At 44.6% G+C, this 23,055-nt stretch carries 22 protein-coding genes and 2 rRNA genes; 3 read left to right on the forward strand and 21 right to left on the reverse strand.

Annotated features, from left to right (window positions below; translation table 11 throughout):
• Positions 1–16 precede the first annotated feature (16 nt).
• From H8K52_RS08000 to glpD, 4 genes are all read right to left on the reverse strand, one after another.
• The gene (locus H8K52_RS08000) at positions 17–1,123 is read right to left on the reverse strand and encodes a substrate-binding domain-containing protein (protein WP_186922371.1); all 1,107 of its coding nucleotides are present in this window, start codon (positions 1,121–1,123) and stop codon (positions 17–19) included.
• A 318-nt stretch (positions 1,124–1,441) separates the two neighbouring features.
• The gene (locus tag H8K52_RS08005; protein WP_186922372.1) at positions 1,442–1,612 is read right to left on the reverse strand and encodes a hypothetical protein; all 171 of its coding nucleotides are present in this window, start codon (positions 1,610–1,612) and stop codon (positions 1,442–1,444) included.
• A gap of 30 nt (positions 1,613–1,642) precedes the next feature.
• Positions 1,643–2,425, reverse strand: coding sequence for a DUF1700 domain-containing protein (locus tag H8K52_RS08010; protein ID WP_186922373.1), 783 nt, complete (start codon positions 2,423–2,425; stop codon positions 1,643–1,645).
• Positions 2,426–2,599: 174 nt separating this feature from the next.
• Positions 2,600–4,147, reverse strand: a complete 1,548-nt coding sequence (gene glpD / locus H8K52_RS08015) for a glycerol-3-phosphate dehydrogenase (RefSeq protein WP_186922374.1) — start codon at positions 4,145–4,147, stop codon at positions 2,600–2,602.
• Positions 4,148–4,465: 318 nt separating this feature from the next.
• Between glpD and H8K52_RS08020 the strand changes: the two genes are divergently transcribed.
• Complete coding sequence (locus H8K52_RS08020) at positions 4,466–6,121, forward strand: MFS transporter (protein ID WP_246464345.1); 1,656 nt, start codon at positions 4,466–4,468, stop codon at positions 6,119–6,121.
• 158 nt (positions 6,122–6,279) lie between these two features.
• On the forward strand, positions 6,280–6,834 hold the full coding sequence (locus H8K52_RS08025; RefSeq protein WP_186922375.1) for a hypothetical protein: 555 nt from the start codon (positions 6,280–6,282) through the stop codon (positions 6,832–6,834).
• A gap of 103 nt (positions 6,835–6,937) precedes the next feature.
• Here the strand turns inward: H8K52_RS08025 and H8K52_RS08030 are convergent, their stop codons facing one another.
• The 11 genes from H8K52_RS08030 to H8K52_RS08080 form a co-directional block, all read right to left on the reverse strand.
• Complete coding sequence (locus H8K52_RS08030; RefSeq protein WP_186922376.1) at positions 6,938–7,768, reverse strand: branched-chain amino acid aminotransferase; 831 nt, start codon at positions 7,766–7,768, stop codon at positions 6,938–6,940.
• Between the two features lie 149 nt (positions 7,769–7,917).
• The gene (locus H8K52_RS08035) at positions 7,918–8,262 is read right to left on the reverse strand and encodes an energy transducer TonB (protein ID WP_186922377.1); all 345 of its coding nucleotides are present in this window, start codon (positions 8,260–8,262) and stop codon (positions 7,918–7,920) included.
• Positions 8,263–8,321: 59 nt separating this feature from the next.
• On the reverse strand, positions 8,322–8,663 hold the full coding sequence (locus H8K52_RS08040) for an energy transducer TonB (protein ID WP_186922378.1): 342 nt from the start codon (positions 8,661–8,663) through the stop codon (positions 8,322–8,324).
• A gap of 79 nt (positions 8,664–8,742) precedes the next feature.
• The gene (locus H8K52_RS08045; protein WP_246464347.1) at positions 8,743–10,476 is read right to left on the reverse strand and encodes a methyl-accepting chemotaxis protein; all 1,734 of its coding nucleotides are present in this window, start codon (positions 10,474–10,476) and stop codon (positions 8,743–8,745) included.
• A 336-nt stretch (positions 10,477–10,812) separates the two neighbouring features.
• Positions 10,813–12,576 carry a phosphoenolpyruvate--protein phosphotransferase gene (gene ptsP, locus H8K52_RS08050; protein ID WP_186922379.1) on the reverse strand — a complete coding sequence of 588 codons (1,764 nt, stop codon included), beginning with the start codon at positions 12,574–12,576 and terminating at the stop codon, positions 10,813–10,815.
• Positions 12,577–12,648: 72 nt separating this feature from the next.
• Entirely contained in the window at positions 12,649–12,918 is a 270-nt protein-coding gene (locus H8K52_RS08055; protein ID WP_186922380.1) for an HPr family phosphocarrier protein, read from the reverse strand.
• Between the two features lie 54 nt (positions 12,919–12,972).
• Positions 12,973–13,380 (reverse strand): PTS sugar transporter subunit IIA, encoded by a 408-nt coding sequence (locus H8K52_RS08060; RefSeq protein ID WP_186922381.1) that lies wholly within the window; start codon positions 13,378–13,380, stop codon positions 12,973–12,975.
• 35 nt (positions 13,381–13,415) lie between these two features.
• Positions 13,416–14,375, reverse strand: a complete 960-nt coding sequence (gene gshB / locus H8K52_RS08065; RefSeq protein ID WP_186922382.1) for a glutathione synthase — start codon at positions 14,373–14,375, stop codon at positions 13,416–13,418.
• Positions 14,376–14,386: 11 nt separating this feature from the next.
• Positions 14,387–15,685, reverse strand: a complete 1,299-nt coding sequence (gshA, locus tag H8K52_RS08070; protein WP_186922383.1) for a glutamate--cysteine ligase — start codon at positions 15,683–15,685, stop codon at positions 14,387–14,389.
• Positions 15,686–15,849: 164 nt separating this feature from the next.
• Positions 15,850–16,152, reverse strand: coding sequence for an antibiotic biosynthesis monooxygenase family protein (locus tag H8K52_RS08075; protein WP_186922384.1), 303 nt, complete (start codon positions 16,150–16,152; stop codon positions 15,850–15,852).
• A gap of 43 nt (positions 16,153–16,195) precedes the next feature.
• Positions 16,196–17,209, reverse strand: a complete 1,014-nt coding sequence (locus H8K52_RS08080; RefSeq protein WP_186922385.1) for an AI-2E family transporter — start codon at positions 17,207–17,209, stop codon at positions 16,196–16,198.
• 304 nt (positions 17,210–17,513) lie between these two features.
• Between H8K52_RS08080 and H8K52_RS08085 the strand changes: the two genes are divergently transcribed.
• Positions 17,514–18,983, forward strand: a complete 1,470-nt coding sequence (locus H8K52_RS08085) for a sensor domain-containing diguanylate cyclase (RefSeq protein ID WP_186922386.1) — start codon at positions 17,514–17,516, stop codon at positions 18,981–18,983.
• A gap of 14 nt (positions 18,984–18,997) precedes the next feature.
• Here the strand turns inward: H8K52_RS08085 and H8K52_RS08090 are convergent, their stop codons facing one another.
• The 6 genes from H8K52_RS08090 to H8K52_RS08115 form a co-directional block, all read right to left on the reverse strand.
• Complete coding sequence (locus H8K52_RS08090; RefSeq protein ID WP_246464349.1) at positions 18,998–19,834, reverse strand: Rossmann-like and DUF2520 domain-containing protein; 837 nt, start codon at positions 19,832–19,834, stop codon at positions 18,998–19,000.
• 36 nt (positions 19,835–19,870) lie between these two features.
• Entirely contained in the window at positions 19,871–21,073 is a 1,203-nt protein-coding gene (locus tag H8K52_RS08095; RefSeq protein ID WP_246464351.1) for a carbonic anhydrase, read from the reverse strand.
• Positions 20,986–21,192, reverse strand: coding sequence for a DUF1289 domain-containing protein (locus H8K52_RS08100; RefSeq protein WP_186922387.1), 207 nt, complete (start codon positions 21,190–21,192; stop codon positions 20,986–20,988). Before H8K52_RS08100 ends, H8K52_RS08095 begins: the two co-directional genes overlap by 88 nt.
• Positions 21,173–22,453 carry a TIGR03862 family flavoprotein gene (locus H8K52_RS08105; RefSeq protein WP_186922388.1) on the reverse strand — a complete coding sequence of 427 codons (1,281 nt, stop codon included), beginning with the start codon at positions 22,451–22,453 and terminating at the stop codon, positions 21,173–21,175. The genes H8K52_RS08100 and H8K52_RS08105 overlap by 20 nt, the downstream gene beginning before the upstream one ends.
• A 198-nt stretch (positions 22,454–22,651) precedes the next feature.
• Positions 22,652–22,764, reverse strand: a 5S ribosomal RNA gene (gene rrf / locus H8K52_RS08110).
• 188 nt (positions 22,765–22,952) lie between these two features.
• Positions 22,953–23,055 (reverse strand): 23S ribosomal RNA (locus tag H8K52_RS08115); the annotation flags it as partial.

The raw sequence follows: 23,055 nt of genomic DNA on the forward strand, positions 1-23,055 counted from the left end.
GTTATTCGTTTTCGATTTATTTCCCCCAATAGGAGAGATATTTAGCGCGAAAATCATTGGATGGATCAAACACATCTTTTGGTCCACCATCGTAGGTAATATTTTGCAATGTTACTAAATGCAAGGGGGCATTGTAACCGCTAGGCTCCACTTTCGACATAGCACGATTTAACTCATCAACCAATTGCCAACCATGTAAAAATAATGGTTCAGGAACACTACCGATCTGCACGTCACTTTTACGAATTCGCTTATATGCAGTAGGGGAACCATCTCCTGCGGAAATACCACGCAATTTATTTGCTGCCACTACTTTTTCAACCTCTGGCCGATCCAACATATCAAAATAAATATCATTGACCGCGATGACATGCGTCCACTTGGAGCCATGACGCTTGACCAGACCTTCGATTACCGACGGAAACTTCTTACGCGACTCCGCTAAGGGCAAATCTTCGGTACTGAGAATACGACAAGCTTCACATTGACGTAAGGCCTCAACGATGGCACCAGACTTGGTTGCCAAGAATGGGGTTGAGGTATCGGTAAAGACCACGATACCGGCTTTATTGCTCGCCTCAGTGGCACCAAACAAGGCTGCGATTTGTGCCGCCTCTTTTGGATCTGTTGTGATATTAGTGAACAAACCAGGCACAGCGCCAGCTTTAAAACTGGCGTGCCAACCGACAACCGGCACTTTTGCTTCACTCGCGGCAGTCAGCCCTTTAGACTGGCTTGCAGCATCAACACCAGCGAGCACGATCCCTTGAGGTTTCATGTCTAGCGCTTGCTTAACAACACCGGCACCTTGATTACATTGTCCACGGCAGTCAAGTGGAAGAATTTGCCAGCCGGTACCTGCTGCCGCTTCTTTCATACCATTAAAAACACCATAGGTGCCAGCATCGCTCATATCATGCGCGATGAAGATAATTTTTTTATCTTTTTGCAGCTGTGGTCCGGCAGTTGGACCTTCCCATTTAGATTTAAGCGCCGAGGCTTTCGCGACTTTTGCATTCGCTGCGCTAGTAAATTGCATAGAATTTTGTTGCGCTTGCGCCCCAGAGATGAAGCAAGACACAAACAACATGATGAGTAAGCTTTTACTGTGGAAAGTAGTCATAAATCCAAATCGATCAGGGTGAACAATAAAGCGCAATATTTCAAATTCAATGCCGAATTGAATAGATGAAATTGTGCAAACGCTCAAAGATTATCGCAGAACGACCACGAGCGCAATTAGGACTATGAAAAGTCGATGTTCTTATGCAGCAATTGTGGATTTTTGACTGCATCGTCGGCAATTACGCATAAAATTTAAGCAATCTAGACTTGCTGACTGACCAAATTCTATTCCACAGCATCAAGGCAATACGATCACGGCGGACATGAAAAAGCCCAACCAAGATGGTCGGGCTGGACGATACGTGGAAAGTATCAGCTACGGTTTTTGAACTGGATTGACGGGAGACTTTTCCGCGTTGAGAGTCTCACTGGCCGTATTCATATCGGATTTAGTAACGGCATTTGCCCGTATAAATACGGTGGTTAATAGGCTCATCACTAAACCAAAAATGATCAACACGACGCCAAATTTTAATAAGGATTTCATTTTTTCTCCGATGACAATGAGGTGTTCGAGTTAGACGCTAGCACTTGAATTTCTGAGCGTACTGCGCAGCAAGTTGAGGTTCCACATAAAGTACTTGGCGAAGCCGAGCACCGTTAGACGCGTCATCCAAATACAGAGCAAAAGTAAAGCAGTACCAACAAGCAGCAAACCTAGGCCTAAAAAGACATGCCATGCTTGCATTTTGTTTTTGATGCTAAGCGTATTCGTATGTGTTTCAAATTTTTCTAGCTTGTCGAAATCCTGCACGTTTTCAATAATTTTTCTGTGCACGCCTTTATCAATGACGATTCCACTCTCACTCAAATTGATGGTCACCGCGCCTTCACGATGTTGATGCTGACTAATTAGATGTCCATTGAAGCGATGATGTTGATGAGGCAGCTTAAACTCCATGTCACTGACGCCGGAAATGCTGGCAGCGAACACGACAATCCCCGCACCATACAGGCAAAGTGAACTTAAGTAGGCGACGAATAAAAACGCACCGTAAATAAAAGCTGGGATCAACATAAAGAAATTGAATATTGCCACGCCAACGAGGGCAATAAATAGTGTGAAGATATTTCCTATGCTGAAGTCATTTTTGAGATTCTGAAAACGTGCATTCGCACGTTTTTGTGCCGCAACCAAACGAGGATTGGCTAGTTTCTCAGTGATCTCATGTTCACTTTTGCCTGCAGCCAGACCATCCGCAAACAATTGTTCGTATTGCGCCAAAGTTTCTACACGCAACTCTGCAGGCAAATCTTGCAGCTCATGCTGCAAGGTATTCATGTATTCCGTCTTATTCATTTTTCTCTCCCTATTGAGCTAATTGCGCATGTCTCAAATGAATGCATGTTCACACTGTATAGCGAAGAAAAGATCCAAGACATCGAATAGCGACATATTGCAAAACCAAGGGGACAAAAGGCAAATTAGCGCGATGAATGCGACGTTTAAAATGAAACTCAGTTATTTTTCTATCTAAACCGAAGGCGGAGCAAATAAGGGATGGTGTTGCGCCAACCATGCGTTCAACACCTCCTCAGAATCACGTGACAGGTGCAATCCAAGTTTGGTACGACGCCACAAAATATCCTCAGCCGACCGGGCAAACTCATTGATGCATAAATAATTCAACTCGCAAGCAAACAATCCCGGCAAGACTTGCCCTCCCATGGATTTTGCATCTTTGCAGCCCCCCAAAATCTGATGAATTCTAGTTCCGTAGGCGTGTGCCATTCTAGTCACCGTGGATACAGCAATCCATGGATACCGCTCACAGCATTGCTGAATAAATCTTGGAAACTCACGAACATTTTGATTAGAGGGCTGCGGCGACGAGATATCTCCTCCTGGCAAGCAGACATCTTTTGTCCACGCTTTAGCCTCACAATGCAAATAAGGAGCGATCATATTGAGGGCGTCTTCGGCTAAACGGCGATAGGTGGTGATCTTGCCACCAAACACATGCAAGACTGGCGCCGGGTCGTCGATAAATTCAAGTTGGTAATCTCTGGTTATGGACTTCGCATCGGCACTACCATCGTCAACTAGGGGGCGGACTCCAGCATAGCTGTGTAACACATCTGCTGGCGAGATCTGCTGTTGAAAATACGCATTGCATAAGTTGCATAGATACGCCGTTTCATCCGACGAAATTGTTAAGTTCTCTAACTCGCCTTGATACTCAAAGTCTGTCGTTCCAATGAGACTAAACTCATTTTCATAAGGAATAACGAACACAATACGTCCATCTGGATGCTGAAAAATATAGGCATGCTCATGCGCGAAGAGTCGCTTTACGATGATATGACTGCCCTTAATCAATCGCAATTGTTTAGGCTTTTCCTTAGGCTCAAACAAGCCTTGCAATTGTGCTGCCCAGGCACCAGTCGCATTCACGATGCAAGCGGCATTCACTTCAATCGATTGGGAGACGCCTTGTACATGTTGACTAAGTTGCGCACGCCATCGGCCGTCATGAGACTGCACAGCATCACAGCGGGTATGCGTCAATATCGTGGCTCCACGTTCCTGTGCATCGAGGGCGTTGACTATCACTAAACGGGCATCATCGACCCAAGCATCGGAATATAAAAATCCTCGTTGTATGTGTTGTTTTAAATACGGTCCGGAGATGTGTTTGGAAAATCTGACACTTTGCGAGCCCGCCAACAATTCTCGCTTCGCCAATTGATCGTAAATAAAAAGTCCAGCACGCAGCAGGAAATACGGGCGTAAACCGGACACATAAGGCATGACAAAACTTAACGGAGAAATCAGGTGCGGCGCCAAACGCAACAGGGCTTCACGCTCAAGCAGTGCTTTTCTGACTAAGCCAAATTCATAGTATTCGAGATAGCGCAAACCGCCATGGATTAATTTTGATGATGCGGACGAGGTGTGCGCGGCCAAATCATCCTTTTCACACAAAATGACAGATAGCCCTCTTCCAACGGCATCACGGGCAATGCCGACGCCATTAATGCCGCCCCCAATCACTAAAACATCACAATGCTGCTGTCTCATTTAGCCTCCATCTTAATCGCTCATTTTTTATTGATGTAAGTCAAAATTCATCACAACTGAAGAATTCCACAAATAGATTTATGGGACTATTTCACAACGACAGTAATCTATTTGAAATGCATTGTGCTTCTAAAAGCGAGATTAATTTGTTGCCTTGCAACAAGGGCGAATTATGTAAAGATTTTTCGCGTCTAAGGGAAAATATTGATTGTCATTTTTAACTAAAATTGATAGTTTATTAGGTGAGCGAATAAATATATGAGGATTTGTAGCACGTAAAATCAGTAACATAACGACAACCACAATCGGAGACAGTATATGGGTAACCCAAATGTTGCATCAGGAAGTATGACAAAAGAGGAACGAAAAGTCATTTTCGCATCTTCCTTAGGTACCGTTTTTGAATGGTATGACTTTTATCTCTATGGCACTTTAGCTGCCGTTATTGGTAAGAAATTCTTCACCGCACTTGATCCAAACTCACAAATGATTTTCTCTCTGCTAGCATTTGCTGCTGGCTTTATTGTGCGTCCATTCGGTGCTTTAGTCTTTGGTCGTTTAGGCGACATGATCGGACGTAAGTACACCTTCTTGGTCACCATCGTCATCATGGGTGGCTCCACCTTTATCGTTGGTTGCTTGCCAGGGTATGAAATGATCGGCATCGCCGCACCAATTCTCCTAATCGTACTGCGCATGCTCCAAGGTTTAGCTCTGGGTGGTGAGTATGGTGGCGCTGCAACCTATGTTGCAGAACACTCTCCAGCAGGCAAGCGCGGCTTCTTTACATCTTGGATTCAAACCACCGCAACACTTGGTCTGTTTTTATCCCTGTTAGTAATTTTGGGCGCCCGTACTGCAGTAGGCGAAGAACAGTTTGCTGATTGGGGCTGGCGTATTCCATTTTGGGTTTCTGCCTTGTTGCTGATTATCTCAGTTTGGATTCGTATGTCCATGCACGAATCACCAGCATTCGCAAAAATGAAATCCGAAGGTAAAGTTTCTAAAGCACCGTTAACAGAATCGTTCGGTAAATGGGGCAACTTGAAAATCGTTATCTTGGCATTAGTCGGCTTAACTGCTGGTCAAGCTGTCGTTTGGTACACCGGTCAATTCTATGCCTTGTTCTTCCTGACAAATACATTAAAGGTAGACAATGCGACTGCCAACTTGATGATCGCGGCATCCTTGATTATCGGCACCCCATTCTTCGTTATTTTTGGTGCCTTGTCCGATAAGATAGGCCGTAAGCCTATCATCATGGCCGGCTGTCTGATTGCTGCTTTAACTTATTTCCCGCTCTTTAAGGCATTAACGGAAGCGGCCAATCCGGCGCTTGCTGCAGCACAAGCGGCTAATAAAATCGTAGTGACAGCGGATCCAAAAGAATGCTCTTTCCAATTTAATCCGACAGGCACGAAGAAATTCACCAGTTCCTGTGATATTGCAAAGCAAGTGTTAGCAGCCAATTCTGCCAGCTATGAAACCGTAGAAGGACAAGGACCGGCAACTATCGCCATCGGTACGACAGTCATTCAATCATACACTTCGAATGGTTTAGAAGCTGCTGATGCAAAAGCGAAAGACACTGCGTTCAAAAAGTCAGTAGTAGATTCGTTGCGTGCAGCAGGCTATCCTGCAAAAGCAGATCCAGCTGGTGTCAATAAACCTATGATCATTTTGATTCTGTCGATTTTAGTGGTGTACGTTACGATGGTGTATGGCCCAATTGCTGCCATGCTGGTTGAAATGTTCCCAACCCGCATCCGCTATACATCCATGTCGTTGCCTTACCACATCGGTAATGGCTGGTTCGGTGGTTTGTTGCCAGCAACAGGTGTCGCCATTGTGGCCCAAACAGGTAACATGTATAACGGCCTGTGGTACCCAATCATTGTAGCGGCAGTAACTTTTGTTATTGGTATGTTGTTTATCAAAGAAACTAAAGATGTCGATATTTATGCTAACGACTAACTGATCACGAGGAATTGATCACAATCAAACGCCCGGTCAATTTGACTGGGCGTTTTTTTGGCAGTCAATTTTCAAACTGATCTAAAGGAATTCCCCTATTGTGTATCGATGTATTGCGACTACACTTTTTAGATAGACTTTGAATTTAGGTGATACTCATGCACGATGTCTACTTTGACAAAACAGAAAAAGGGAAGGATGAGATATCCCATAGGACATATCATTTGAGTGCGAAATTGCGCCCTTTACTAGTCATTATTGACGGCAAGCGTAGTGCAACGGAGCTGCTCAAGAATGTATATGGTCTAGGCCTTACACAGTCCCATCTCGATAGCTTACTCGCAGAAGGATTTATTGCAAGGCGCACTGAAGTGGCAGGCTTACTCACTACAGCTACGGCTACGGCTACGGCTAGCGCGATTGAAGCATCCGTAGACAATCAGCTCGAAACAACACCAACGGTAGAATCAAGCTACGCTCGGTTAATTGCAGTAAGAAATTTTTTCAATGAAACTGTCAAACAGACTTTAGGACTCAGAGGGTTTGGCCTGCAATTGAAAGTTGAAAGGGCAGCGTCCTTGGATGATTTTATAGAATTACGCGGCGTATTTCTGGAAGCAGTCGAAAAACACAAGGGGCCAGAAACGGCACATGACCTAGCGGTTCGCCTAGATCACGTGCTGTATCAGCGCGACACAACAACTACAATGTAGCCGAACTTAAGCGGTGTGCCAGCGCCCCATAAAATAGAATCAATCAAGTATCGAGACAAGACGACAATTTGACTTCTATCGATCTTGACTTACACCTCAAGTCTTAAGTTGTCGCCATAAATTCCATGTACAACTTCCTCGCTAGCGTCGTGAACTCACCTATCGGCATTTCATGCGTTTCATAACGAGTACATGGCATCACTTTACCAAAATTGCCCGTATTGAAAATTTCTCTTGCTGACAACAATTCCTCTGGGACAACGCTACGTTCCACAACCTGTACACCCTGCTTGCTCAATAGCTCGATCACTCTGGCGCGAGTAATACCCGAAAGGAAGCTGCCATTCGGGATTGGTGTCACCAATTGTCCAACCTCGCTCTGAAAAAATAAATTGGCTGTCGCAAATTCAGCCACATGACCATCTGCATCACATACAACAGCATTTTCAAAACCGCGATTTTTAGCGTCACGTAATGCTCGTGTTGTATTTGGATATAAACAAGAAGCTTTAGCGTCAGTCGGTGCCATCAACGGGCTGGGACGTTGCTGCGTTGCGAGGCATGCAGAAAATCCGGAAAAAGCAGGCAAGGGAGCATCAAACAAAGTCAAAGCAAATCCTGACTGACTTGGAATCAATAAACCTTCAGTACCAAAAATCAAAGGCCTGATATACAACTCAGCATCTGCTGAAAATTTCTTGGCGCCTGAACGACAAAGCTGTTCCAATTCATCTAAGGAATATGGACAGTCCAAGCCTAAATATTCCGCTGAACGAATCGCTCTTGCTAAATGTAAACGCAGATCTGGGAAGTGCCCATGAATCGCGCGGGCACCATCGAAAACTGAAGAGCCTAACCAAACACCATGATCCATGGCCCCCATGACTGCAGTATTTCCTTGATGCCATTCACCATTTATAAAAGTTAAATACATACAAAATACCTCATGTAAACTTAGTTGAACTTACCTAGTAGAACTTACTAAGTCAATCGTTTTAAAAAAATAGCCACTCACGCTTTACGCCAATCTAAAAAAAAACCCGCCAATACAATGACGGGTCATTTTGAACTAGCGATATCGTTTTATTCAAGCTTCCAGACAAAATCGACTTTTGCCCATAATTGATCTGGCTTTCCATCTTTTGAACCAGGTTTAAATTTGCATAGACTCAAAGCAGACAATGCGGCTTTGTCTAAGCTTTTAGAACCACTGGATTTTTCCACTTTAGATTCGACAACTTTACCATCTGGTGAAACCAAGAAACCCATTGATACAGTACCAGTCTCTTCGTTCATCAAAGCCGCTTTGGGATACTTTGGCGAATCACATGATTTGCTATCCATAACTGGAGCAACTTCAGCAGCGTGACTAAAGCTGGAAATTGCCAAATAAAAGCCAATCGCGATCAAGGAAAATTTAACGTTCATAAACAAACTCATTTAAATTAATTGGTTAAGAGCCACCTAGAAACCAGAATTCAGAGATTCTAGAATTTCCAGACGTAATCTATTTTGGCCCACATTTGTTCAACTTTACCATCTTTTGTACCAGCTTTGAATTTACACAAAACAAATGCTGCCAGCGCCGCCTTGTCTAAACTCTTAGAGCCACTCGAATTCTCAATCTTAGATTCTATCAGCTTACCATCAGTTCCCACTAAAAACGCCATCGTCACAGTGCCTGTTTCTTCATTCATTAAAGATGCCTTAGGATACTTTGGCAAGTCACATGATTTTGTATCTGCAACGGGTAAAACGACCGCTGCGTTGGCATGAAAACTAAAAAAAACACCAAAAATGATACTTATTGCCACTAGATGGAATCGCATATCTTCGCCTCTTTTGTTAATGATGTCTCACTAAATCTCCAGCAAATTCAATATTGATTGATATACCAAATACTAGCTCTTAAAATTCTTCCCAATCTGCATCATCGTTTTTTGCTGGAGCTGCTTTTCGTGGAGCGGGTTTCGCCGCAGGAAGAGACTTAACCGCTGGCTTTGGTTTTGGGACTGGCGCAGTGTCGACTCGACGTGCAGGCGTTGGAATTGACCGATTCGCAAAGGTATTTTCGCCAGGGTTTAATTTGAAGATACTGACGACCTTTGCCAACTCACCAGCCTGGTCTTGCAAACTTTGTGCAGCGGCAGCGGCTTCTTCAACTAAAGCAGCATTTTGTTGTGTCATCCCATCCATTTCGATAATTGCGAGGTTGACTGCTTCAATGCCAGAACTTTGCTCTTGGCTAGCAGCACTAATCTCAGCAATGATATCTGTCACATGACGGACACTTGAGACGACCTCATCAATTGTCGCTCCTGCTTGCCCTACTAACTTACTACCAATTTCGACTTTTTCAACGGAATCTCCGATCAAAGTCTTAATCTCCTTAGCGGCAGCAGCACTTCGCTGCGCTAAACTTCGCACTTCTGAGGCAACCACAGCAAATCCTCGACCTTGCTCACCAGCACGCGCTGCTTCTACAGCAGCATTCAGTGCCAAAATATTCGTTTGGAACGCGATGCCGTCAATCACACTAATAATGTCGACGATTTTCTTAGCGGATTCGTTGATCGAACTCATGGTATCGACCACCTCGGCAACAACCACACCGCCTTGACGCGCGACATCGGATGCAGACGCTGCTAATTTATTCGCTTCCCGCGCATTATCTGCATTTTGCTTCACTGTCGTCGTTAATTCCTTCATGGAAGCGGTAGTTTTTTCTAATGAGCTCGCTTGCTGTTCCGTACGAGAAGACAAGTCTAAATTGCCAGTGGCGATTTCACGGGACGCCGTTGCGATCGTATCGGTACCGACACGTACCTGGCCGACAATATTCACTAGGCTATCACGCATCGTTTTCATCTCAGCCAATAAACTTTCAGTGTCGCCGTTATCGGTATCGATAATGCCGGACAAGTCACCAGCTGCGATTTGACTCGCAATATCGGCTGCATAGTCTGGTTCACCGCCAAGTTGCTTGAGTAAGCTACGTGTAATAATAACTGCCGCAATAATACCTAAAATTAAAGCCAGTCCACCGAGCATCAGCAATACGTTTCTTGCATTACCAAAAGCAGATTTCGCTTCTTCCGCGACCAAGGCATTTTGTTTATCTTCCAAGTTCACTAATTCATCTAAGACTTTGAACCATTCGTCTTGCACTGGACGAATTTTCTTGATCAATGCGATTGTTGCACTTTCTGGATTATTCGCAAGACCAAGATCGCGTGCCATGTTTGGCAAGGAAGCCGCAGCTTTCTCTTTATCTTTTAACTTGGTAAATAAGGTGTTCTCTTCTGAAGTTCCATGCTCATTCTTTAGCATTTCAGCCAGTTTAGTTTCTTTTTCATTATAAGACTTCGACTGTTCATCAATCTTTTTAAGATCTTTAGACATGTCATCAATGTCGGTCAACAATGTGAGATTACGCAGCGACACCTGACGATCATAAACGATCGCGCGCATATCAATAATCAATCGGCTTTTGACATTGCTCACATTCACAATATCTTCAAGCCGATCTTGAATCAACGCCATTCTAGAAATACCAAGACTGGTCACCGCGATCAATAAGATCAAAACAAGTGCGAAACCGAGCCCGAGGCGCTTACCCACTTTCATTGTAGTTAAGTTCATGTCTTTTCAGCCAAGTAAGGAGGTTCAAAAATTCTCAATATTCATCTTTGGGCAAAACCAAATACCGACAAATTTGAGTCTTATAATATTAGACAATCAGGGTAAAAAGGAATCTTACAGAGCCTGTCAGTCTTGAAGCAAACGGCAAGTCCACTGTTTGGTTAGAATATACTCCATTTTTGCCTGTTGGCAAGTCATCTAGTGGCAAAAAACCACTAGATTTGTTGATCTCAGAGTAAATAATTTCGTCAGGAAAAATTTCTCGATAGAAATTTCACATTACAAGCGATCTGCGAAGAAAAGAAATATTGAGCTAAAGCTAACACATCAAAACCTTCATTTGTTAAACGCTTGATCCCGTACGCTGGACAATAGCTCTTGCAATGAATGCGGGTCATAGGTACGCAAAATCTTTTTAATACTTGGTTCAAGTTCTGCAATATTAGTACCAAGAATTTCTTGCTTAATCTCAGGCAACAATGCCGCTGGCATTGATAATTCACGAAAGCCCATGCCAATTAATAAACGAGTTAATTTGATATCCCCAGCCATACCGCCACAAATCGCGACAGGAATTTCTGCTTTTTGCGCAGCGCTGACGGTCATATGCAATAACTGCAAAATGGCAGGATGGGTATCGTTATAGAGATGTGCCACCTCGTGATCCGCGCGATCAATTGCCAGGGTGTATTGAATTAAATCATTTGTACCAATAGATAAAAAGTCGAGCTTCTTGACGAACATGGGCAAGCTAAGTGCCGCCGCCGGAATCTCAATCATAGCGCCAACCTGTATATCTTCATCAAACGCAATGGCTTCATTCCGCAATTCGGCTTTGGCTTGCTCTATCATCGCCAGCGATTGTTCGATTTCAAACGCATGCGCAATCATCGGAATCAAAATATGCAAGGTGCCGAAAGCCGATGCCCTTAGTATTGCACGTAACTGTGTCCGAAATATTTGCGGTTCCTTCAAACAATAACGGATGGCACGCAACCCCAGTGCCGGATTCAAGATGTTATGTTCACTGTGATCAAGTGGTTTATCCGCACCAACGTCCAAGGTCCGAATCGTAACAGGCTTGCCCTTCATGACTTGGACCACCTGCTTATAGGCAGCAAATTGCTCCTCTTCGCTTGGCAATTGATGCTCTACTCCCGTTCTCCCCATAAACAAAAATTCGGAACGAAAGAGTCCAACGCCGCTAGCACCAGCGTCAACGGCAACTTGTGCATCCTGTGGCAATTCAATGTTCGCAAGTAAAGTAATCTCAATACCGTCGAGGCTTATCGCTGGCGTTTTCTTTAATTTTCCGAGCTTTTTTTTCGCTTTCAGCAAAATAGCTTGTTGATTGCGATACTGCGCGATCAATAGCGGCGATGGCGCTACAATCACGACGCCCGCATCACTATCGATAATTAACCAATCGTCTTGTGCAATTAATTGAGATGCATTGCCGAGACCAACGACAGCTGGGATTCCCAAACTGCGAGACACAATGGCGGTGTGAGAATTGGTACCACCTTCGTCGGTGACAAAGCCTGTAAAAGCGACATCGCGAAACTGCATCATATCGGCGGGAGAAATGTCCCTCGCCACCACAATCATATTTGCATTTTGCTCATCAACGCCTAAGGCGCGCGGGAGTTGATGAGCAGTACCTGTCAATAGTTTTAGCACACGCTCGGCAACTTGCTGAATATCCGCTTTGCGCTCGCGAAGATACTCATCTTCAATTTCATCGAACTGGGCAGACAACACGTCTACTTGCGTGACTAGCGCCCACTCCGCGTTATAGTGTCTGGCACGAATAATGTCTAAGGGCGCTTCCGACAACATAGGGTCGGACAAAATTAACGCGTGAACATCCAAAAAAGCGCCCAACTCGGTTGGGGCATCGGTTGGTAATTCTGCCCAAATCGATTGCAGATCCAAATGCACACGCGCGATCGCTTGCTGTAAGCGTGCAACTTCAGCCTCCACTTGCTCTTGTGAGACGAGATAATGTTTCACATCCATTGCCGCTGGTCGCAACAAATGGGCACGACCAATCGTGATGCCGCGTGAAACTGGAATGCCTTGAAGGGAAAAGGATGCCACGTGGCCTCGCTATATGTTATGGGTCAATGATGAAGGATGGGGCGACTAATGACACCTCAAACCCAGAAAGACTTATTCGCCTTCGCCAAAACGATCGTTGATTAATGCAGCAATAGCGTCAAAGCAAGCTTGTTCGTCCTCGCCATTGGTCTCCAACAAGACTTTTGTACCTTTGCCTGCGGCGAGCATCATGACGCCCATGATGGATTTACCATTCACGCGGCGATTATTGCGGGTTAACCAAACTTCACATTTAAACTTTCCACCTAATTGTGTCAACTTGGCGGAGGCTCTTGCATGCAAACCGAGTTTATTTATAATTTCAATTTCTTGTTGAATCATTTTGGAATCTCTTTACATCCAGATATTCGGTTTTAACAATTTCTCATCACGACTCTAGCTTTGTCCGATACGAATTCTACTTTCTACTCTGGTCGCACCATTCTGCCCACCAGCCAACGCCATCTCGACCACCACATCTAATTGATCCTGGCGATATGTGATGGCACGTAACAACATTGGCAGGCTGATACCCGCTATTACCGCGATCTGATTAGCATCGGCAATCTGAGGGCAACAATTGGATGGTGTACCTCCAAGAATATCCGTCATAATCAAAACGCCAGAGCCATCGTCTAAACGCGCTACAGCCTCACGCGCTAAACGACGAACATCATCGACATTTTGATCCGCCACCACGTCAATCGCTTCGAGTCGTTCTGGCTTACTTCGAAATACATGGGCTGCAGCCTGTATGAAAGCACTTCCCAATGGCGCATGCGTCAATAACAGTAAACCTACCATGCCATATCCCAATCAATTTGCAGCGATGCTGCGAGCTACTTTTTCTGTTTGAACTTCTCAACTTGTTTTTCTAAAGCATTGATAAAAATCGCTGCCACATTCACGCCAGTCTGTTGATGAATCTCTTGGAAACAGGTCGGACTTGTGACGTTGACTTCTGTCAAATAGTTACCAATTACATCTAATCCTACCAGCAACAAGCCACGTTCGGAAAGTATTGGCGCTAAGCTTTGTGCGATTTCGAGATCTCGCTCGGTTAATTTTTGTGCGACACCGATGCCACCAGCAGCCAAATTCCCACGCACTTCGCCGTTCTGCGGAATCCTTGCCAAAGCAAAAGGCACCACCGTGCCACCGATCAGCAAAATACGTTTATCTCCTTGCACAATCTCGGGAATATATCTCTGCACCATGATGGTTCGTTGCTGATTGTTCGTCAGCGTCTCGATGACCGAGCCGAGATTCATACCATCTTCGCGCACCCGAAAGATCCCTGCACCACCCATGCCATCCAACGGTTTAAGAATAATGTCCCGATGCTGGTCGAAAAAGGTGCGAATCTTGGCTTCATTACGAGTGACCAAGGTTGGCGTCGTGAACTGCGGAAATTGCGCGATGCTGAGTTTTTCGTTGTGATCCCGTATCGCTGAAGGTTTATTAAAAACCAAAGCCCCTTGTTGCTCAGCGAGATCTAGTAAATAGGTCGCATAAATATACTCCATATCAAACGGCGGATCTTTGCGCTGCAAGACCGCATCAAATTCCTGCAATTCACACTCACGCACGTCCCCCAACCGGTACCAGTCCTTAGGATCCCCAGTCAGATGAATTTCTTGAACCGACGCACTCACCATCCCGGATGACAATGCCATATCGGCAGGGCCGAAAGCAAAAATTTGATGTCCGCGACTCACCGCCTCGGCCATCATCGCGTAGGTTGAGTCCTTGTAAATCTTAAATTGTGCCAATGGATCGGTGAGGAATACAATTTTCATGTTGTTTGAACTCAGTAAATTTCTGGATTAGGGTCAGTTTTTTCTAATTCAAGCGAAGCCGCTAACAGTGCTAAACGGGCGACTACGCCGTACATATAAAAACGATTTGGCGCTGCCGTTCCTGGCTTGGCGCGCACATCAGGCACAGCGTGTTGCTGCGCAAATGCCAATGGCACAAATTCCATCCCTGGCGCATTCAAATTTTCATCAACGCCACGATCTTGATGCACACGATAAAATCCTCCGACTACATATCGGTCGATCATATACACGACCGGCTCCGCTACACTTTCATCGATTTGTTCAAAGGTATACACACCTTCTTGCACAATGTAATCATGAACTTCTCGACCGTCTTTGACCACCGTCATTTTGTTTCGCTGCTTGGAACTGAGGTCTCTCACTTCGCGCGAATCGCGTACCGTCATGATGCCCATTCCGCAAGTACCCGCATCGGCCTTCACGATCACAAAAGGCTTATCTTTGATGCCGTATTCTTTATATTTTTTACGAATCTTCGCCAAGATCGTATCGACGCTAGCCATTAGTCCGTCTAAGCCCGTTCCGGCTTCGAAATCGACATCGCCACATTTGGCGTGAAAAGGATTGATCAACCATGGATCAATCTCCACCATCTTTGCGAATTTCTTAACAACCTCGTCGTAACTAGCGAAGTGGTTCGTTTTACGTCGCATCGCCCAGCCAGCATGCAATGGCGGCAACAGCGTCTGCTCGTGAATGTTTTCTAAAATAGCGGGGATGCGTGTCGACAGATCATTGTTTAATAAAATGGTACATGGATCAAAGTTCTTCAATCCCAATCGACGGCCATTTGCCGATCTTTGCAAAGGCTCCACCAGCAATTCAGCACCATCCGCCAATACAATAGTCTTCACCTCAGTCGCATTTTCATCCAAATTTCCCAGACGAACATTCAACCCAGTTTGACGATAAATTTGCATCTGACGTGCAATGTTTTGCCAATACGATGCGTTACACGGACGGTCTTCCGGAATCAATAAAAGGTTGCGGGCATCCGGACAGTATTTCTCAATTGCCGCCATCGACGCCTGTACCGCCAAGGGCAACATCTCAGAGCCTAAGTGATTGAATCCCCCTGGAAATAAATTGGTGTCAACCGGCGCCAATTTAAAACCAGAATTACGCATATCAACCGAACAATAGAACGGCGGTGTGTGCTCTTGCCATTCAAGGCGAAACCAGCGCTCGATGGAAGGGGTCGCTTCTAAAATCTTCTTTTCGAAATCCAATAGCGGACCGTTCAAAGCGGTGGCGAGGTGAGGAACCATAATTACCTTTGCAAACAAAAAATCAATAGGACTTTACAGAAGATCGATATTAGCGAGCAATCAACCAGTCAAGTTTGACCAATGGATACAGCTTGGGGCAAATCAAATTTTTACAAGCGAACATTCCCTTGTAAATCATAAGTGATTTATTCACTTGTCTGAATTTATGCTGACTTCGCTAATAGATCAAAATGCTCGACTACCGGTGGCGCTGCAAAATAGGGACCAACGATATTGCGCCATGCTAGAAATGCTGGAGACTCACGAAAGTCCACCGTATGGTTTTCCAGAGTATCCCAAAAAATCATTAATACATAACGTTCAGGAGACTCAATTCCCTTGTTCACTTTAAAGCCGCGAAACCCTTTTGCATGCACAATAACTTCATTGAGGCCGGATTGAATTGCCACATCAAATGCGGCCTGTTTCCCAGGATGGATGCGTATGTCTGCTAATTCTAAAATCATGATTTTGCTTTCTATCTAATACCCAAATTTTTTTCACAAAAATTTATACCAATCCAAGTTCAACCAATTCTTTCTTCACATAAGAATAAAACACGGGTGCCGCCACCACGCCTGGCAATCCGAACAGCGTCTCCATCACCAGTATAGCTGTCAATAACTCCCATGCCTTCGCATTCACTTGAGAACCGATTATTTTGGCGTTAAGAAAATACTCCAACTTATGAATTATGATCATAAATGCCAATGAACTCGCCGCCATTTGCAATGAATGTGAAAGACTCACGATCACGATGACGGTATTCGATATGATATTTCCAACCACAGGTATTAAGCCAGCTACAAAAGTAATCGCGATCATACTTTTCACCAGTGGTAAATGCACACCAGCCAAAGGCAAAATCACCGCTAGAAATAAGCCCGTAAAGACAGTGTTAATTAAGGAAATTCGTACTTGTGCGAAAACCACGCGATGAAACATGTCCGCTAAGTTGGCGACTCTTTGGTGTAGAGCCCCTGAGAACGGTCGATATTGATGCGCGCTACTGACATCTTGCAAGGCAACCATGCTGCCAATGATCATCCCAAGTAAGAGATGCACAATCAGATGCCCGGCCTCTTGCCCCAATACCTTGGCCTCACTGGCGTGTTCGTGTAACGCCGTAGTTAACATTCGTTTGAGCGCGTCAACATCCTCAGGAAGATAGGTGCTGACCCAAATTGGCAACTGTTGCCTTGATGTCTCAAGCAATTCTGCTAATTTTTGCAACAACGATTGTAAATTGCCAGAATCACTGCGCAAGAAGATCACCACACCCCAAATACCGAGGCTAATCATCAATATGATGATGCAGGATAAAAAGATCACAGCGATCATTCTGGCTTGCTGATTACTGAATTTTCTCTGTATTGTCGGCACCATTAAGCGCACCAAAGAATATAGCAATAGGCCAGAAAACAAGGCAACCAATAAGCCAGCTTTAAGCACTAAAAAAAGTCCCAAAGCTGCACAGCAATAGGACGCAATAACCGGGGCTGATATTTTAGAGATAGGTGGCATAGGTTTCCAATTCAGGTAAATTGATTGCTTAGCTGGGGGTCACTGCTTTGCTTCTCAGTGCGTCACAGCAAAATATGAACTCTCGACATGCTAGCGTCATTTGTGCAGAAAATCATTGTTATCATGAAAATAAGCTGTTTCATTTTACGCAGAAATAATCGCTCCTAAGGTTTGAATTACATCGACTATCGGCAATTGAGCTTAATTATGGAAAAGTTTATAGTATGATCTTGGCACTTAATCTGTCTACGTTTGACACCACTTCCCGCTCTAAACAACTATAAAATCGCGCTGCAATCGGCCTATGAGTAAATCACTAAAACAATACAGTCTGTTGATTTGGATTTCATTAATTCTCATTCTTGGCTTTGTGGCGGTTCTCGCAACCAGCTATCTCGTTTCAAAAGATGCTTTACGTCGCGGTTTATCCGAAAATACCTTGCCAATTACAGGTGATAATATTTATTCGGAAATCCAGAAAGATATCCTCCGGCCCGTTTTTGTCTCTGCGCAAATGGCCAACGACACCTTTGTGCGCGATTGGATTATAGAAGGCGAACAAGACAGCACACAGATATCGAAGTATCTCAAAGAAATCAAAGTAAAAAACAATGCGATTTCGAGCTTTCTTGTGAGTGATCTCAGTAAAAATTATTATTTTCCCGATGGTCTGCTCAAAAGCATTAACGAAAGCGAAGCACGCGATCAATGGTTTTTCCGCGTGAAAAATCTCAAAGTGCCCTACGAGACCAATGTTGACATCGACATGGCAAATCAAGACAACATGACGATTTTTACTAACCATCGTGTACTTGATTACCACGGAAAATTTCTAGGTGCCGTTGGCATTGGCCTAACTTTGGACACGATGAAAAATCTCATCGATAGTTACCAAACACGCTTTCAACGGAAAATTTTTTTCATCGACAAAAAAGGCACATTGGTTCTTTCCGGTAGTTCCTTCAAACAAAAGAAAATCAATATCACGAGTATCCTCGGTATTAATCAGGTCGCCAAGTCGATACTGGCAAACACAAAAAATGAGTCATTGCATTTGGAATATAGCTTGGAAGGGGAGTCGATTTATGTGAACTCGCGCTTTATTCCCGAGCTAGGCTGGCATTTATTGGTTGAACAAAATCTCGACGCCGAACTTAGGCCTCTTCAAAAACTACTCCTAGTGAATGCGGCGATTGGTTTTGCAATCACGATCGCCGTTTTATTGATCGTCTTGCTTTCAGTCAGACGCTACCAAATGCGTATCGAAAAATCGGCTGCCACCGACTCCCTGACCAAGCTATTAAACCGTCAGGCTTTTGATTTCGTATTTCAACAAGCCTTATTAGACAGCGAACGTTCACGTCAACCACTTTGTGTGGCCTTAATGGACATCGATCACTTTAAAAAAATCAATGACAAACACGGTCACTTAATCGGCGATCACGTATTAAAAGAGATCGCTGCAATTTCTCGCCGCTCCTTACGTGAGAGCGATGTAATTTGTCGTTGGGGTGGCGAAGAATTTTTGCTGTTACTCAAAAACTGTTCGCTGGAAAAGGCCACATCGATCGCAGAAAATTTACGCAGTACGATTGCTGCCAATGATTTTTCAAGAACAACCGATCTCGCTAAAGGACGTTTGTCGCTAACCGTTAGCATGGGTGTGGCGGAATGTAAGTCACAAGAAACTGAGGATAGTGTCTTTGAGCGTGCGGATGTTGCGCTATATCAGGCTAAAGAAAATGGCCGTAACAGCGTCTATTTTTCTGAATAGCTAGGAATTGGTGACTAGCGTTTTGCCAATTTTATAGTTGGTTGAATAAAGGCTTGGTACAAGGCTCCTTGGTCTGCATCCCAAGTTTGCACTGTGGCGGCTTGTTCTTGCACAGTCTGTTGATCACCGCGCTTAATGGGTCCAGTCAGTGCTTTGCTTGTGCCAAACTTAAACACGTTTTCAAGCGTTTTACTTGCCAGAGATTGCGCCATTTGCTGCGCTAATTTTTCTTCAACCCCAGCCGCAACGTAAGTCGCGATTGCGGTATCCATTAAAGTTACAAGATAATTGCTAGCGAATACTGATGCTGCATGGTAAAGCAGTTTATTCTCCGAATCGATATTCACTAGCCTTGCACCAATCGATGTAAACGCCGGATTTAAGATCGCCAGTGCCTGCGGGCTGCCCTCGACGCTACAAATCGTCCCAGCAAAATCGGAACAGACTTCATCAGGATCAGCGAAGCTACGCACCGGATGAATACTCGCTAACTGGATTTGTAGATGTTCTAAATTCGGGCAAAGCCGCAGCAAGTCCTTAGATGATTTGGAACCACTACAATGAAATAGAATCGTTTGTGGCTTGAGTGCACCAGCCGTAATTAGCTGCGCTATGGCCAAAGCAAAAGCATCATCTGGTACGGCTAGCAAAGTGATGTCAGACGAGTTGACTTTAGCGATGTCGTTAACAGCTTGCCCCTCACCAATGAAGGCTAAAGCGGCTTGGTTACTCGCACTTGAAAGGTTAAAGACTTGTGCAATCTGAAATACGTGATGATGGCAAAATAATCGACCGAGGCTTTTCCCCACTCGTCCTGCGCCAATGATATTCAAACTCAGCATACTTGCCATTCAAGTTTTCTGTTTAAGGAACCTTTGTTGGGGATTTTATAAAGATTCTTTGATAATTCGTCCACCAGTTTTTTGAATCGGTCTAGCATTGTTTGGATACAGGCGCGCAAAGATTGCTGACTGCTCCGCTGATATTTGCACAGGCTCTTTCAACACGAACCACAACACCCCCTCGCTGCACGGAGGCGTGGTCAGTGAGCCCATGTAAGTATAGTAATCATGACGTTTCGGTAGTAGCTGAATGATATCTAAGTTCTTTAGCGCCTTTACCGTTTCATTTTTTTCTAACGGTAGATTATTCCAAATTGCCTGGACTATTGAGTGAGGTTCACCAATCTCCAACAATATAGCAAGTACAGCCAATTTACCCTCACGATCCTTATGTACGAGATGCGCTACCATCTCAAAGCCTTTGCCGTTAATACGCTCCTCTGATGGGCGATGAAAGTGCAACTGACTTAACTCGAAATTTTTACCTGACACATTAAGATAATTTCCAGAGCCGAAATTGGCCTGTATCGTATGACCGTTATCGATCACTTGAAACTGGCTGGGCTTATAGTCAAAATTAATAGTATCAAGCTCGACCCGAATGCCATCACGGATATCGATCGGAGATTGACGCTCTCCAAGGTCACATTTGGTATTGGCAGCATTCAGTTTCCCCCAAGCAAGTGGTCCTTCTTCGCCGTCGTAAGACCAGTGTTTACCTGAAGACGGTCCAACTTTTTTGGATTTATCTTCCATGCTGCCGGTTTTCTTAACGGGAATGGAATAAGGGCGGACATAAGGACGAATCAGAGGTCTACTAGTTTCTTCTTTATCCTTGCGAATCACGGCAAGTCGCTCTGCGATTTTTACCGCCAACTCATCTGCGGCTTGAGCTTCCTTCTTTCGAGCTGCAGATTCCGCCTTCGATTCGCGCACTGGCGCTTCTTTTATTGGCTTTGTTTCTTCCTTTTGCGCACTCAAGATGTCCTCTTTACTTGAGGCCTGTTTTTGCGATTTAGCAGGTGGATCATTCGCTAGTGCAGAAGTTGCTATAAGCAAGGCAGCGAGGGTCAAGCTGATTGATCGCATAGTCATTTTTCCTTTAGGTCTTATGTGCTTTACGGCAATTTCGATCAAAAACTTGAACTGTAAGTTATGTGTTATGGTTTTTCGCTCGAAACCAATAATTGGCGTTGATGGATTCTGTCCCAGATCTCCAATTTTTGGCCATTGGTGGCCTTGCTCCAAACTACAATTTCATCGATAGTGCGCAAACACCCTTGACATAGCTCTGTTTGCTTATCGATCTTGCATAGCTTGACGCATGGAGAAACAACATCATGCAGCTCAGACATCTTCGTCACCATCAATTTTCTCTCTATCTTCGGTTTTGTTCATCGCACTTAGCCAATTTGTTACACCTCGCCCGGCAGCAACGCCAGTTGCAAAGCAAGCACTTAAAAGATAGCCTCCGGTCGGTGCCTCCCAATCGAGCATTTCACCAGCACAGAACCAGCCTGGCTTCGATTGCAACATAAAGTCATGATTCAACTCGGCGAAATCGACGCCACCAGCGGTACTAATCGCTTCATCGATTGGGCAAGTTCCAATTAATCGAATGGGCAAGGCCTTCAAAAAGCTGGCCAATTGTTGCATATTTTGAATCACTTCATCGGTCAGGCATTCATGGATAAGGGCACAGTGGACAGGGTGCAGTCCCAATTTGCTGCGTAGGTGACTTGACAGAGATCGGGAGCCTCGAGGTGCGTTTAGTTCTGAAAATACCCGTTCGGCGGATTTACCAGGAAGAAGGTCAAGATACAGATCAACAAACCCATCGATTCTAATTTTTTCACGTATGTCAGCTGAAAGTGAATAAATGAGGCTTCCTTCCACGCCACGCTCAGTGACAACGAACTGACCTAACTTAGTTAAGTTTTCATCATTACTTCTTTTCACACTAACGGAAATATTCGTTAACGGCGTACCCGCAAATTTCTCACGAAAATAGTTCGACCAGTTAACCATGAAACCACAATTACTGGGTTGGAATTCGATGGTTCTTACTTGATGAGTTTCGAATATCTTTGTCCACAAGCCATCGGAACCGAGTCTCTTCCAACTCGCACCACCGAGCGCAAACACCACCGCATCATAATGACGCTCCACCAAACCCTCCGGGGTCATAAAGCTCAACTTATCCTCGTCACCCGCGATCCATTTATGTCGCATATGAAATTGAACTCCCTGACTTTTCAGACGGTGAAGCCATGCACGTAGCAATGGTGCAGCCTTCATATCCACCGGAAATACACGGCCAGAAGTTCCAATAAAAGTTTGAATCCCTAAATCATGTACCCATGTGCGAATTGACTCTGAATCGAAATCCTTAAGGCATGCCTCCAAGAACTCCGACTTCTCTCTATACCGAAATTTAAACTGATCAAACTTCTCAGAGTGTGTCAGATTCAACCCACTTTTGCCCGCCATCAAAAATTTTCGCCCGACAGAAGGCATTGCATCAAATACATGAACGTCTTGCCCTCCCAAAACTACTTGCTCAGCCGCCATCAAACCAGCAGGTCCGGCACCGATCACAACAACGATCTTCTTTTGATGATTTTTCATGTTAGGTGGGATGCACGAATTTGAATTGGTAACAGCGACGTCGCCAGATTATAACGCCTCAAGGGAAGTCGATCGCTCTACGTACCTATCAATAGAGAATACGGCACTTCTGTAATGTCAGGAAACAGGAACAAAGGGGGATGTTGAATAGCAAAAGCCCCGTATTCTGCGAAGAATACGGGGCTATGCGGAATAAAAGCCTGACGATGACCTACTTTCACACTGGTTGCAGCACTATCATCGGCGCAAAGTCGTTTCACGGTCCTGTTCGGGATGGGAAGGGGTGGTACCAACTTGCTATAGTCATCAGGCATAACTTGTTGATTCGCTGTTTTCACGTTGAGTTGTGAAGAACAACAAATCCAATTGGGAAGAAGTATGACGGTGTTACCGTCAGAAATAATCGGTTGTGATCGCTCAAACTTACGTTTAGCACACACTATTGTAATACTTGTCGTAGTTTCTGATTATCATCAGATCTATAACTGACCAAAGTTATAGGGACAAGCCTTACGGGCAATTAGTACTGGTTAGCTTAATGCATTACTGCACTTCCACACCCAGCCTATCAACGTCCTGGTCTCGAACGACCCTTTAAAGAG

This window comes from Affinundibacterium seohonense (assembly GCF_014284305.1).
GTDB classification, from domain to species: Bacteria; Pseudomonadota; Gammaproteobacteria; order Burkholderiales; family Burkholderiaceae_D; genus Undibacterium; species Undibacterium seohonense.